Below are 12,145 nucleotides of genomic sequence, written 5' to 3'. Positions count from 1 at the left end.
TGCCGGGTTCCTGTATCTCCGGTTTATCAGCCTGCGCATAGCTGCCACCCCATTCGCCTGATAACGAATTGGCAGCCCTCATTTGATACAGGGAGTTTCACAAATGATTAGCATCGATCCATCCAAAGTCTGCCCTTTCCACCTCCCAACAAACGGTAGGTGAAGCCATGACCAATCCCCACGATCTGAGAACCCTCGGCCTCACCCATTTCTCCTTCCAGTCCAGCCACGCACTCTTCCGTACCAACTCCGGCGTCCCGGTCGTCACCGCCCTCTCCCACGCCTCGCATCTGCTCCACATTTCCAAACTGCTCACGTCAGATACCTCTGCCGCCAACGACCCGGAACTCCACGCCTGCGCCTCGCAATATTTGCAGGAGTTGAGCAAGGCGCTGGTCGATGACGCGGTCAAAGTGCTGACTCCAGATCCGTAAACCGTCGCGCACAAAAAAGCCCTCGCATCTCTGCAAGGGCGTTGTGTTACCGCATCAATCAGTGCCCAGCGCTCTGCCCGCCATCCACATGCAGAATCTCGCCGGTCACAAAGTTCGCGTTATCGAGATACACCACCGCCTGCGCAATATCGTCGATCTCGCCCATATGCCCAACCGGATGCAGCGCCCCCAGTGCCGCGTGGGTTTCCTCGCCGTGCATCGGTGTCTTGATGATGCCCGGCGATACCGCGTTCACCCGGATTCCGCGCTTGGCGTATTCGATGGCCAAGGATTTGGTGGCCGCGTTGAGGCCGCCCTTGGTCAGCGAAGCGAGGACCGAGGGCACGCCGTCGATGGCGTGGTCGACCAGGCTGGTGGTGATGTTGACCACGTGGCCCTTGCCTTGTTTTTCCATCTCGGCGATGGCCAGTTGGGTGATATAGAAGAAACCGTTGAGGTTGACTGACAGCACGGCGGCGTAGTCTTCCGGTGTGTAGGCGGTGAACGGTTTGGCGACGAAGATGCCGGCGTTGTTGACCAGGGTGTCGATGCGGCCGAAGCGTGCAACGCCTTCGCTGATCACGCGCTGTGCGGTGGCCGGGTCGCCGATGTCGCCGGCGATGGTCAGGATCTGCGGATCGGTCGACGGTTTGATCGAGCGCGAGGTGGCGACGATGTTGTAACCCAGTTCCCGGAAGGCCTTGACCATGCCTTCGCCCAGACCTTGAGAAGCACCGGTGATAACGACGGTTTTTTTCGAGTTGCTCATGATGAAATCCTCAATCAATAAGTAGGTGTTGAATCAGGCTGTAGCCAGTTGTTTCAGCATTTGTTCGTAGTACTCGACCGATTGCGAACCGGACACCAGGTGCTTGCCGTTCAGGATCAGCGCGGGCACCGAGTTGATCCCGTGCTGCCGGTAAAACGCCTGCAGTTGCCGCACTTCGCTGGCGAATTCGTCGTTGGCCAGCACCTTGCGGGCCCTCGCCGCATCCAGTCCCGCTTCGGTCGCCAGACGGATCAGCGTCGGGTGATCGTTCGGGTTGTCGCCGTCGCGGAAGTAAGCGCGCAGCAGGATCTTTTTCAGCGCGATCTGCCGCCCTTCCTGCGCTGCCCACATCAGCAATCGATGGGCGTCGAACGTGTTGTAAAAGTGCGTGCGTTTCTCCAGGTCGAACTCGAACCCGATGGCCTTGCCACGCTCGATCTGCATCTTCTTGCCGGCCGCGACGTCTTCGGCGGTGCGGCCGTATTTGCGCATCAGGTGCTGCACCGCCGGTTCACCTTCGGCGGGCATGTCCGGGTTGAGTTCGAAGGGCTTGTAGGTCAGCTCCACCGAAACCTCGCCGGCCAGATTGCCGATCGCCTGCTCCAGCGCTGTCGCCCCGAGTGCGCACCAGGGGCACACCACGTCGGAGACGAAATCGATGGTCACGGTCGGGGTCATGACTGGCCCCGTTCCGCCAGTTGTCGGCGGTATTCGGTAGTGGTGATGCCGGCGTAGCCCCAGTTATCGGTGTCGACTTCTTCGATCACGATGTGGGTCAGGTCCGGGCGCTTGTTGAGGACGCGTTCCAGGGTTTCGGTGATTTCGGCGATCACCTGAGCTTTCTGCTCACGGGTAACACCGTCGCGGGTGATGCGTACGCTGACAAATGGCATGACGACTACTCCAGTGACCTGCCCTCGGGATGATGGTCAGGTGTTGGAGCTCAATGTAGGCGCGTGCCGGGAGGGGAAAAAGTAGGGGTGGGGTACTTCATTTGTGAGGTGGTGTAATGAATAGCCTGTAAAAATCGCGCCAAAAATTCTTTTAAAAACCCGCAGACGCACCCAAACCGTGCACTTTTTTTGACCCCAATCACCCCCACGTCACCAAAAACCCCGATCCTGTGTCAGCCTCCAGCCATCGGCGGGGACATCAATTCGCTACTAATTGCGCGACAACTATGCTCAGGTACAGGAATATAGCCGGCAAATGGCGCCGTTCAGGTCGTCACGTACACAACAATACCCAGCCCACTTCAGAGGGCATTACCCATGGATAGCAGAACCTTACGCAACCTCATGCGCATCGTGCAGACCGGCTCGTTGTCGGCCGCAGCCGAGCATTCGTGCCTGACCGTGCAGGCCCTGGCCGCACAGTTGAACAAGGTCGAAGAGCAGTTCGGTTTCCGCTTGTTTAGACGATCCAACAAGGGGCTGACGCTGACGCCGCAAGGCACCGAGCTGACGCCCTATATGGACAGAGTGCTGATTGCCACGCGGCAGATGGAAGAGAAAGTCGAAGCGTTGAAGGTACCGGGACAGCGCACGTTGAAAGTGGCGTTGAACACCACGCTGGACCCGGATTTCAACCGGCGATTGATCGGGCGCCTGATCGACGTGTTCCCCGACTACCAGATGGAATTCAGCTACGCCGAGTCGATGGAAAACCTCAGCAAGCTGAAGAACGAAGACTTCGACCTTGCGGTGTTGATCGGCCCGCAGCGCCCGGGCTTGCCGAGCATTGTCCTGCCGGAAGTGCAGGTGCAGGTGGTCGGCGCGCACTGCGGTCAGGAGAACGATCCGCTGACGTTGCTTGGCAACAAGTTTCAGGTGCGTCCCGCAGAAGATTGTCCGTATTCCCACAGCTTTTTGCGTTTTCTCGACGCCGGGCTGGGCAATCACGAGAACAGTCAGCGGACGATCTACTCCTGCAGCGAAACGCTGACCCTGTCGCTCATCACCCAGATGGACGCCGTCGGCATGGTCTCCCGCGAGGCCGCGCAGAAGAACGGCCTGACGATTTTCCCCGGGTTCGAGGATTTCCTCGAAGTGCGCCTGGCGGTGAACAACCCGGATCTGTCCGGCCAGGCGTTGAACGACGTGGTCGATCTGCCGCTACATGAACGAGCCGAGCGCAATGTACGCAGCCGTCCCAACCGCCACACTGAGAAAGAGGTTTTTGCTGAAATACGCACATAACAGCGTCGGAATCGCTGCATAGAATTCCGGGCGATCGAGCTGTATGTGCTGATCCTTGATCAACAAGGGTGTCAGGCTGATCGCAGCGACGATCGCCACCGGCAGGTACTCCAGCGCCCGGGCGACGAAGGGCGGCCAGTGCTCGGTGTTGACCTGCAGCGGCAAGGCCCGTGGCAGGAAGGTCACGGCCATCATCAGCGCGACCACCAGAATCAGGAACGTTTGGTCAGGCATACACCCACTCCGCAGCCCACAAACGTGGCGATGAAAACGTTGAATGGCGAGCTGCCCACCAGACTCAGTGCGCCCATGCAGACGACTGCGGCCAGAGCGGCGATGAGTTTGTTGCGGGTGTTGCACAGCGAGACCAGCACGTAGAGCATCATCGCGGTCAGCGCGTAATCGAGCTGGTATTTGATCAGGTGCGACGCGTACTGCGCGCACAGAGCGCCGAGCAATCCGCCGATCACCCAAGAGGTGTGGCAGAACAGGTTGAAGCCGATCAGATATCGAATGTTCACCGGCGCACCAGTGCCCAGTTTGACGCTGTGGAAGGCGAACGATTCGTCGGTCAGCCCGCCGGCGTAACACCAGCGCTCCATGCGGCTCAGACCCAGCGCCCGCAGGGCCTTCGCCATGTAGACCGACATCAGCATGTGCCGCGCGTTGATCAGAAACGTGGTCAGCACAATGGTGGTCAGCGACGCCCCGCTGCTGATCAGCGCCAGCGCCGCAAATTGCGAAGCCCCGGCATACACGAACAGACACATGGCCACCGGCAGCCACAGCGGCAGCCCCGCGTTGACCGCCATCAGCCCGAACACGAACGACACGGTGAAGTAACCGGCCACCACCGGGCTGGCTTCGGCAAAGGTGCGCGACGGCTGACGGTCGACCATCAGCGGCGCACTGCCGGATGTTTCATTCATAGATCCCTCTCAAATGTTCGCTCGCCGTGAGGTTCGCAAAAACCCTGGGCCGTCCAGAAACGCTTGCCCGCGAGGTTAGCATCGTCGACGAACAGAAACATCCGCAGCACACCGACCCGTTTCATGTCAGCCGACGCCGCTTCCACCAACCGCTGGCCGACGCCCTGGCTGCGATAGCGCAGGCTGACCGCCAGATGATTGATCGTGCCGCGACTGCCGAGCATGCCGCCCAGCACCGCGCCGACGATTTCGCCTTCAACATCGAAGGCCAGATACGCCGTGGTGGTTTTCTGGATCAGCACGCCGCGCAGGCATTTGGCGTCCTGCCATTCGCAGAACGACACTTCGTCGAACTGGCGGAAGAAACGCTCCATGCGCTGCGCGTCCTTGGCCGTCGCGCGCCGCAGCACCACCGGTGTCGAGCACTCGACACCGTCTATTTGGGTGATCTGATTAGCGAACAATGTCGAAAGCGGTCCCGGGCCGCGAGAAGGAAATTGCCAGGATCTGCCGGTACGCCATGGCATGGGTATGGGTGTTGCGCGCCGGGGTCACGTAGTGGCGCATGTCGCGATCGAGGAAGTAAGTGGTGTCGAGAATTTCCTGGTAGGTGGTCGACGCCAGTTGATGCTCGTGGATGTCGTACAGACGACTCTCCGCACCCTCGACATTGTTGCGACCCCAGAAGTGCACGCCACTGAACGGGTAACCATCGCAGTGAATCCCTTCCGGAGTGATTTCCAGTTGTTTGCCGGGCTTGATCTCGATGCGGATCTGATGGATCTGGCACTGCCAGATCTCATCGTGCAGCTCTTCCGGCAACACGCTTTTGTACACTTCGAAGTCGGTGTCGATCAGGCTGCGCATCACCGGCGAGCTGATGACTTCGTCCGAGAAGTCCTGGAAGTGCCGCACCACGCCGCCCACATAGCTGTTGTTGGCCTTGGACTGCACGTACGCGCGATGTTCCAGTTGCTTCAGTTCGCGAGTCTTGGGGTTGTATTCAAAGTCGCTGTAACGACGGTAACGCATGCCGGCTTCGGCCTGACCGTAGTAACTGTCAGGCTCCATGTTTTCCCAACTTTTGGTCAGTCTGACGAAGTCGGCGAAATGACCGTAGAGATTGAAGTCAGCACCCTGCACATTGGCGTACTTGTCGCGCCGTAGCGATTCGCCCACTTCTCTGGTTAAAACGATCATTACCAAATTCTCCGCTGCATTGAGCGGCCTAATCTATTAGGTGGAGAATTTGCGTCCATGAGAAAGAATTTCAGGCATTTAAAGCCCTATTTGAAACGCAATTTGAAACGGCTTGAAAGTGCATTTCAAATGACAAAAACACGGGTTTTTATGCTGTTTTTTCAAAAAGCGTCAAAAAAAAACCCCGAACGAGTCGGGGTTTTTCTGTCGCGTTTCGCGGGTTCAACCGATCATCAGAAGATGTTGATCGGGTAGTCCACGAACACACGCAGTTCGTTGCCGCTGACGTTGTATTCGCTGGATTTCTGCGAAACACGCAGGATCGAGCTGCGCAGCTTGATGCTCAGGTCTTTGGCCGGGCCACTTTGCACGACGTACTTGAACTGGTTGAAGATCTCACGCTCGGTGCCGCCTTCGCTGGTGGACGTGGTGATGTTGTCGCCACGCACGTAAGCGAAGTTGTAGCTCAGACCCGGTACGCCGAATGCGCTGAAGTCCAGGCCGTAGCCCAACTGCCAGCTGCGCTCGTCTTCAGCGTTGAAGTCGGACCAGTAGGAGTTGGCCAGGTAGATGGTGTTGCCACCGTCACCCACGCGACCCTGACCTTTCTGGTAACCGCCATAGGCGTAACCCAGGTTGCTGTCGCCGGTGGAGCGCTGGTGCGCCACGGTGAACGAGTGCGGGCCGGTGGCGAAGGTCGCTGCCAGGCTCCAGATCTTGTTGTCGTCGCCGGTCACACCGTTTTCGCGGACGTAGGAGTTGTCCAGCTTGGTGCGGTAACCGTTGAAGTCCAGGGTCAGGGACTGATCCTTGTCGATCGGGAACACGTAGTTGGCGTTCACGTATTGCTTCTTCAGCACGTCTTCGACGTCGGATGCGTACAGCGCAGCCTTGAACTGTTCGGTGAACTGGTAGCTACCGCCCAACACGTTGATCGACTTCAGACCACCGCTGTCACGGCCTTCAGCGCTTTTACGCGATTCGGCGGTGAAACGACCGGCGTCCAGTTGCAGACCTTTGATCTCTCGGGAAGTGATCAAGGTACCGGTGTAGCTTTCCGGCAGCAGACGCGAGTTGTCGTAGTTCAGCACCGGCAGGGCCGGCATCTGGTCGCCGTAGGTCAGTACGGTGTTGGACAGACGGAATTTGACCGCTGCGCCGCCCTTGGACAGGTCGTCAGCCGCGTTGCCACTGTCACCCTGTTTGAAGAAGTCGATACCGCCAGCGCCGCTGCGGCCCTTGCCGCCGTCCAGACGCAGCGCGTACAGACCGAACGCGTCCACACCTACACCGACGGTGCCTTGGGTGAAACCGGACGAGAACGTACCGATAGCCGCTTGGCCCCACTCGGCTTTATCGTCGTTACCGTCTTTGTAGTCACGATTGATGTAGGCATTGCGCAGCAGCACTTTGAGGCTGCTGTCTTCAACAAAACCCTTGGACTCGGCCTGGTCGTTAGCCATGGCCGAAGTGGCACTCAACATCCCCAGTGCGATCAGACTGATTCGCTTGTTCAACATTTTGTTTTCCTTATTACGGGTTGAAACGCGCTGTGTCGAACGGCTGAAACGGCGCTTATTGCACTCTTTTATTCACCCCGAAACAAAAAGACCCGCTCAAGACAATGTCATGGCGGGCCTGCTCCTAATTTTGAGTCATGGCGGTTAGCCACAGGCGTTGGGCCGAATCGTAGCCGCGCCCTCAACAATGTGTCAATTTCAAGAATCGTCTTTAAATAGGCGAAAAACGTCTAAAAAAAGTAAATTTTGCGATGGCTTCGTGCACGGAATTGCTCGCAGTCAGGGTTTTTGATGCGGGATTACGCGCAACCATCGAGGCCACAGACCTGCAGGGTTTCAGTCCCTGGCGCGGGTGTAAACGACTCGCTCAGCCATTGAGCGAAGGCTTCGGACTTGCCCAGCCACGGCCCGATATCAACCAGTGTGAACTGACCGTCCTGTTCCAGTGCAAAAGTTGGAAAACCCTGCCCACCAACTTTTGCCAACAGGGCGCGGCTGTTCTTTATATGTTGTTCGGTGTCGACGGACTGCACGGTGTTCAAGAAAATATCGGCGTTGTAGCCCAACTCCACCGCACATTCCAACAGCACACTTTCGTCGGCGATTCGCCGCCCTTCGACATAGTGCGCAGTCTGCAAACGGCCAAGTAGTTCCAGGCCACGACCGTCGATTTTTTCCGCTGCCATCACAGCAGCAATCGGTGGTGCCGAATCAAACACCGCCGAGTGATCGCGCAACAAGCCTTCGAAGTAGGCGTCGCCGAATGGCTGACCGGTGTATTCGGCAATGCGTCGGTCGTGTGGCATCACGTAATTGCGCAGTTGCGGCGTAACGTTTTGGCGGTTGGCGCCGGTCATCATGCCGCCGGCGTGGGCGATCACCGGCAGCACTTGCTGCGCGGCCTGCACCAAGGGTTTGGCGCCATAGCACCAGCCGCACAGCGGGTCGTAGATGTAATGAAGCGTCATCGGAAAGCTCCGGTCTGAAGGTGGGAAAAATGATGTCGGCACATTAGTCCCTCGGTCGTTGCGGAAAAACGCCGGAATGGCTTTCAGTCTGTTTCGGCAATCGGTCAAATGCGCTCGTTATCCGTTCCGACACAAACATGAAATAAATTGACACAATCAAACCACGGAACCTTTCAGGAATAATTAACGGAAGTAAATGCAAAGCATTACCATTTGCGCGCTCGAATTCTTCCACCCTTTCGGATGCGCTTTTCAATGCCTGCCCCGTTCCGTCTCACGCCCGTCACGCTTGGGCTTTCTGCCTTTTTGTCTTCCGGTTTCGCCTACTCCGCGACCGAACTGCCCGCCACTTCGATCAGTGCCGAAACCCAGGCCGACGACCCGCGCGTGAAGGTCAGCAACACCGCCACGCGCACCTCAACCCCTGTACGTTACGTGCCCCAGGCGATCGACTCGGTCAAGACCGCCAACTTCGCCAGCTACGGCACCAATGACCTGGGCGACGCCTTGAGCGGCATGCCCAACGTCAGCAGCGGCGGCGACACGCGCTTCGACAGCCTGCGCATCCGCGGCTTCGACGCCAGCAACGACTTCTATCTGGACGGCATCCGCGACGACAGCCAGTACAAGCGCGACCTGCACAACATCGAACGCGTCGAAGTGCTCAAAGGCCCGGCCGCTGTGTTGTACGGCCGTGGCAGCCAGGGCGGGATCGTCAACCGCGTCAGCAAGGCACCCGAATTCGGTCGTCGCTCGACCATCGAGGCCCAGGGCGGCAGCGAAGATCTGCGCAGCCTGTACGCCGACCTCAGCACCGACCCGAGCGACAACATCAGCCTGCGCCTGAACATGGGCAACATGGACGAGAACAGCTTCCGCGACGGCGTCAGCGGCAATCGCCAACTGTTCGCACCGTCGATGAGCTGGCAGCTCACCCCAGATCTGAACTGGCTGGTGCAATACGAATACAGCCGCTACAACCGCACGCCGGATCGCGGCATTCCCGGCGTCAATGGACGTCCGGCAGATGTCGGCCGGGACACGACCTACGGCAACGATCACGATTTCATCGACGACAAGACGCAATCCCTGCGCTCGAAACTGGCTTATGAAATCAACGACAACTGGCAGCTGCGCCACACACTCGGTGTGTTCAAGCTCGACAGCGATTTCGACAACACCTACCTCACCGGCTACACCCCGGCGACCAGGAAAGTCACCCGCCAGCACTGGCAGCAGGACCTGACCACCCGCAACGTATTCAACAACGTTGAGCTGGAAGGCGGTTTCGAAACCTTCGGCCTGGAGCACCGCCTGCTGACCGGCCTCGAAACCGGCAGCCAGCGCCGCGACCCGACGCTGTACAACGCCGCCACCGGCCGTGGTACTCAACCGGTGCCATCGCTGGATCTGTACAACCCCAACCGCGACCTGCGCCACACCGGGCGCATGCAGGTGTCGAGCAGCAGCCACACCGAAGTCGAAAGCCGCGCGGTCTACGTTCAGGATCAACTGCGCCTGAATGATCAATGGCAATTGCTGGCCGGCCTGCGCTACGACACCTTCGATATCGAGTCGACCAACAAGCTGCGCAACATCTCCGAAGACCGTGACAGCCACAGCACCAGCCCGCGTTTCGGCGTGGTCTGGACGCCACTGCAGAACCACTCGTTCTACGCCTCGTGGACCAAGACGTTCTCGCCGGTCGGCGGTGGTCTGATCGGTATCACTCCGGGCGCGGCCGGCAATACCAACGACCTGAGCCCGGAACTGACCAAGCAAAAGGAAATTGGCGTGAAGAGCGACTGGCTCGACGATCGCCTGAGCACCACCCTCGCCGTCTATGAGCTGGAACTCTACAACCGTCGCACCACCGATCCGAACGATCCGACCCTGACCGTGCTCAGCGGTCTGCAACGCTCGCGCGGGATCGAGTTGACCGGTACCGGCAAGATCGTCGGCAACTGGTATGTGCGCGGCGGCGTCGGTGTGCAGGACGCGACCATCGAGAAGGACAACAACGGCCTGGAAGGCAAACGCGTGAACAACGTGGCCAAGCGCAACGGCAGCCTGTTCCTGACCTGGAAACCGGAAATGGGCTGGTACGCCGAAACCGGCCTGACCCTGGTCGGCCAGCGTTATGCCGACAACGCCAACACCACCGTGCTGCCGGGCTACGGTCGCTGGGACGCACTGGTCGGCTACCGCCACAAGGACTGGGACCTGCGTGGCGCCCTGAACAACATCACCGACCGCGAGTATTACTCGTCGGCCACCAGCGCATTCCAGATCCAGCCGGGCGCTCCGCGCAGCCTGGTGGTCACCGGCACCTACAGCTTCTGATATCGCGCCCATAAAAAAAGCGCTGCCATCCCGGCAGCGCTTTTTACAATCCTTGTTTGTTCTTCTTATCCTTCCATCACATCCCAAAGTGCTTCCAGTTCGGCCTCGCTGAACAGGCCAGCGGGGTAACGCTCGATCATCATCCGGCGCGGATCAGGTTCCCTGATCTGACGCGTTCCATTGGACTTCAACCAGTGCGCGACAATCTGGAGCGACTCACTATTTACGGCCATGGGATGCAACGTCCGCTCGCTGATTACGTTCACTTCGGCGTTCATTTCAGCGCTCTCTCCCCGTTCGTGAGCGGCTACGTTATCCAAGGTTTATGACAGAACTGTTGAAGTTCTCCCCCCTCCCTAGTGCGCCATGAGCGATACAAGAGCTATGCCAATGTCGTGAAATTGTCGACCGGCGGACATAAAGAAACCCGCAGTCCTGACGGGCTGCGGGTTTCTCTTCAAGCGTGGGCAACAAATGACTGCCCGGTCGATTTTCCAATCAACTCAAGCTGTTACATCCGCACTCACTCTTTGTGCGGCGCGGGTTGCTGTTGGGTAAGGCAGTGAATGTTGCCGCCCCCCAGTAACAGTTCGCGACCCGGCACCATTACCACTTCGTGTTGCGGGAACAGGTTCTGCAGGATCTCCCGGGCCGGAGCGTCCATCGGATCGTCGAAGCTCGGCGCGATGATGCCGCCGTTGACGATCAGGAAGTTCACGTAGGAACCGGCCAGACGCACGCTAGGGTTACGTTCCTGAGTACCGTCCACCGGATCCACGCCCGCGCACTCTTCTTCAGTGGCAAACAACGGCCCCGGAATCGGCATCTTGTGCACCGTGAACGGGCGGCCCTTGGCGTCGGTGCTGCTTTCCAGCACTTTCATCGCGGCCTGGCAGCGCGGGTAGTTCGGATCCTGCGGATCGTCGGTCCACGCCAGCAGCACTTCGCCCGGGCGCACGTAGCAGCAGAAGTTATCCACATGGCCGTCGGTTTCGTCGTTGAACAGGCCATCCGGCAGCCAGATGATCTTGTCCACCGACAGGTTTTCGCTGAGCACCGCTTCGATTTCTTCGCGGCCCAAGTGCGGGTTGCGATTGCGGTTGAGCAGGCATTCTTCGGTGGTGATCAGGGTGCCTTCGCCGTCGACGTGAATCGAGCCGCCTTCGAGCACGAAGCCTTCGGTGCGGTAGCGCGGGCTGCGCTCGATTTCGAGGATCTTGCCGCCGACCTGGGAATCACGGTTCCACGGCGAATACAGGCCGCCATCAAAACCGCCCCAGGCGTTGAAGTCCCAGTTCACGCCGCGCACTTCGCCGCTGTTGTTGATCACGAAAGTCGGGCCGCTGTCGCGAACCCAGGCGTCATCGCTGGACATCTCGACCACGCGGATATTCGGCACGTCGAGGCGAGCACGGGCGTTTTCGTACTGGCCGGCGGAGACCGCCACGGTGACCGGTTCGAAACGCGCGATGGCTTTGGCCACGGCGGCGTGAGCGGCCTGTGCCGGTTTGCCGCCCAGACGCCAGTTGTCCGGACGCTCGGGCCAGATCATCCAGGTCTGGGTTTGCGGTGCCCATTCGGCCGGCATGTAGAAGCCATCGGCGCGTGGTGTGCTTTTCAATTTGGTCATGTCGATCAGACTCCAGGGAACCGTCGAGGTTTTTCAACACGCCGTACAGGGTTGGACGACGGACTATGGCGACTTTATAAACGATAAATATCGGCTTTAGAAGCCATAAAGAAAAAACAATCTCAATTTAACCCGACAAATACCGATACAAATC

14 protein-coding genes are annotated in these 12,145 nt (G+C 58.9%); 3 read left to right on the top strand and 11 right to left on the bottom strand.

Annotated elements, in window-relative coordinates:
• Positions 1 to 167 precede the first annotated feature (167 nt).
• Complete coding sequence (locus tag LOY31_RS01550; protein WP_258712748.1) at positions 168 to 434, top strand: DUF3077 domain-containing protein; 267 nt, start codon at positions 168 to 170, stop codon at positions 432 to 434.
• Positions 435 to 492: 58 nt separating this feature from the next.
• On the opposite strand, the gene LOY31_RS01545 is transcribed toward LOY31_RS01550, so the two are convergent.
• Genes LOY31_RS01545 through LOY31_RS01535 form a run of 3 tightly spaced genes read right to left on the bottom strand, consistent with a single transcriptional unit; the run spans position 493 to position 2,096 of the window.
• Positions 493 to 1,203, bottom strand: coding sequence for an SDR family NAD(P)-dependent oxidoreductase (locus LOY31_RS01545; protein ID WP_258712747.1), 711 nt, complete (start codon positions 1,201 to 1,203; stop codon positions 493 to 495).
• A gap of 33 nt (positions 1,204 to 1,236) precedes the next feature.
• Positions 1,237 to 1,881, bottom strand: a complete 645-nt coding sequence (locus LOY31_RS01540; protein WP_258712746.1) for a DsbA family oxidoreductase — start codon at positions 1,879 to 1,881, stop codon at positions 1,237 to 1,239.
• Positions 1,878 to 2,096, bottom strand: a complete 219-nt coding sequence (locus tag LOY31_RS01535; RefSeq protein ID WP_007952610.1) for a 4-oxalocrotonate tautomerase family protein — start codon at positions 2,094 to 2,096, stop codon at positions 1,878 to 1,880. The genes LOY31_RS01540 and LOY31_RS01535 overlap by 4 nt, the downstream gene beginning before the upstream one ends.
• Positions 2,097 to 2,474: 378 nt before the next feature.
• On the opposite strand from LOY31_RS01535, the gene LOY31_RS01530 reads away from it, so the two are divergent.
• On the top strand, positions 2,475 to 3,401 hold the full coding sequence (locus tag LOY31_RS01530; RefSeq protein ID WP_085712740.1) for a LysR family transcriptional regulator: 927 nt from the start codon (positions 2,475 to 2,477) through the stop codon (positions 3,399 to 3,401).
• Here the strand turns inward: LOY31_RS01530 and LOY31_RS01525 are convergent.
• The 6 genes from LOY31_RS01525 to LOY31_RS01500 all read right to left on the bottom strand — a co-directional run bounded on the left by LOY31_RS01525 (position 3,318) and on the right by LOY31_RS01500 (position 8,018).
• Positions 3,318 to 3,635: an AzlD domain-containing protein gene (locus tag LOY31_RS01525; RefSeq protein WP_007952614.1), complete on the bottom strand. Its 318-nt coding sequence runs from the start codon at positions 3,633 to 3,635 to the stop codon at positions 3,318 to 3,320. The two genes, LOY31_RS01530 and LOY31_RS01525, sit on opposite strands and share 84 nt — an antisense overlap.
• Entirely contained in the window at positions 3,614 to 4,330 is a 717-nt protein-coding gene (locus LOY31_RS01520; protein ID WP_085608636.1) for an AzlC family ABC transporter permease, read from the bottom strand. The genes LOY31_RS01525 and LOY31_RS01520 overlap by 22 nt, the downstream gene beginning before the upstream one ends.
• Positions 4,327 to 4,704: a GNAT family N-acetyltransferase gene (locus LOY31_RS01515; protein WP_007952618.1), complete on the bottom strand. Its 378-nt coding sequence runs from the start codon at positions 4,702 to 4,704 to the stop codon at positions 4,327 to 4,329. Before LOY31_RS01515 ends, LOY31_RS01520 begins: the two co-directional genes overlap by 4 nt.
• A gap of 79 nt (positions 4,705 to 4,783) precedes the next feature.
• A complete protein-coding gene (locus tag LOY31_RS01510) occupies positions 4,784 to 5,530 on the bottom strand; it encodes a 2OG-Fe dioxygenase family protein (RefSeq protein WP_085608635.1) in 747 nt (248 codons plus the stop codon).
• 233 nt (positions 5,531 to 5,763) lie between these two features.
• Complete coding sequence (locus tag LOY31_RS01505) at positions 5,764 to 7,050, bottom strand: OprD family porin (RefSeq protein WP_258712745.1); 1,287 nt, start codon at positions 7,048 to 7,050, stop codon at positions 5,764 to 5,766.
• A 299-nt stretch (positions 7,051 to 7,349) separates the two neighbouring features.
• Positions 7,350 to 8,018: a DsbA family protein gene (locus LOY31_RS01500; RefSeq protein ID WP_258712744.1), complete on the bottom strand. Its 669-nt coding sequence runs from the start codon at positions 8,016 to 8,018 to the stop codon at positions 7,350 to 7,352.
• Between the two features lie 255 nt (positions 8,019 to 8,273).
• On the opposite strand from LOY31_RS01500, the gene LOY31_RS01495 reads away from it, so the two are divergent.
• Positions 8,274 to 10,361 (top strand): TonB-dependent siderophore receptor, encoded by a 2,088-nt coding sequence (locus LOY31_RS01495; protein WP_258712743.1) that lies wholly within the window; start codon positions 8,274 to 8,276, stop codon positions 10,359 to 10,361.
• A gap of 65 nt (positions 10,362 to 10,426) precedes the next feature.
• Here LOY31_RS01495 and LOY31_RS01490 read toward each other — a convergent pair whose 3' ends face one another.
• Together LOY31_RS01490 and aguA are read right to left on the bottom strand one after the other, a co-directional pair.
• Positions 10,427 to 10,639: a hypothetical protein gene (locus LOY31_RS01490; protein ID WP_007952633.1), complete on the bottom strand. Its 213-nt coding sequence runs from the start codon at positions 10,637 to 10,639 to the stop codon at positions 10,427 to 10,429.
• Positions 10,640 to 10,884: 245 nt separating this feature from the next.
• Positions 10,885 to 11,991: an agmatine deiminase gene (gene aguA, locus LOY31_RS01485; RefSeq protein ID WP_258712742.1), complete on the bottom strand. Its 1,107-nt coding sequence runs from the start codon at positions 11,989 to 11,991 to the stop codon at positions 10,885 to 10,887.
• Positions 11,992 to 12,145 lie beyond the last annotated feature (154 nt).

This window comes from Pseudomonas sp. B21-021 (assembly GCF_024749205.1).
GTDB classification, from domain to species: Bacteria; Pseudomonadota; Gammaproteobacteria; order Pseudomonadales; family Pseudomonadaceae; genus Aquipseudomonas; species Aquipseudomonas paraglycinae.
The sequence above is the reverse complement of the archived record's forward strand: the minus strand, read 5'-3'. Positions and strand labels throughout refer to the sequence as shown.

Coding starts and splice junctions, on each gene's coding strand:
- LOY31_RS01530 (WP_085712740.1), top strand. CDS start 2,475: ATGGATAGCAGAACCTTACGCAACCTCATGCGCATCGTGCAGACCGGC.
- LOY31_RS01535 (WP_007952610.1), bottom strand. CDS start 2,096: ATGCCATTTGTCAGCGTACGCATCACCCGCGACGGTGTTACCCGTGAG.
- LOY31_RS01495 (WP_258712743.1), top strand. CDS start 8,274: ATGCCTGCCCCGTTCCGTCTCACGCCCGTCACGCTTGGGCTTTCTGCC.
- LOY31_RS01525 (WP_007952614.1), bottom strand. CDS start 3,635: ATGCCTGACCAAACGTTCCTGATTCTGGTGGTCGCGCTGATGATGGCC.
- LOY31_RS01540 (WP_258712746.1), bottom strand. CDS start 1,881: ATGACCCCGACCGTGACCATCGATTTCGTCTCCGACGTGGTGTGCCCC.
- LOY31_RS01505 (WP_258712745.1), bottom strand. CDS start 7,050: ATGTTGAACAAGCGAATCAGTCTGATCGCACTGGGGATGTTGAGTGCC.
- aguA (WP_258712742.1), bottom strand. CDS start 11,991: ATGACCAAATTGAAAAGCACACCACGCGCCGATGGCTTCTACATGCCG.
- LOY31_RS01510 (WP_085608635.1), bottom strand. CDS start 5,530: ATGATCGTTTTAACCAGAGAAGTGGGCGAATCGCTACGGCGCGACAAG.
- LOY31_RS01490 (WP_007952633.1), bottom strand. CDS start 10,639: ATGAACGCCGAAGTGAACGTAATCAGCGAGCGGACGTTGCATCCCATG.
- LOY31_RS01545 (WP_258712747.1), bottom strand. CDS start 1,203: ATGAGCAACTCGAAAAAAACCGTCGTTATCACCGGTGCTTCTCAAGGT.
- LOY31_RS01550 (WP_258712748.1), top strand. CDS start 168: ATGACCAATCCCCACGATCTGAGAACCCTCGGCCTCACCCATTTCTCC.
- LOY31_RS01515 (WP_007952618.1), bottom strand. CDS start 4,704: ATGGAGCGTTTCTTCCGCCAGTTCGACGAAGTGTCGTTCTGCGAATGG.
- LOY31_RS01520 (WP_085608636.1), bottom strand. CDS start 4,330: ATGAATGAAACATCCGGCAGTGCGCCGCTGATGGTCGACCGTCAGCCG.
- LOY31_RS01500 (WP_258712744.1), bottom strand. CDS start 8,018: ATGACGCTTCATTACATCTACGACCCGCTGTGCGGCTGGTGCTATGGC.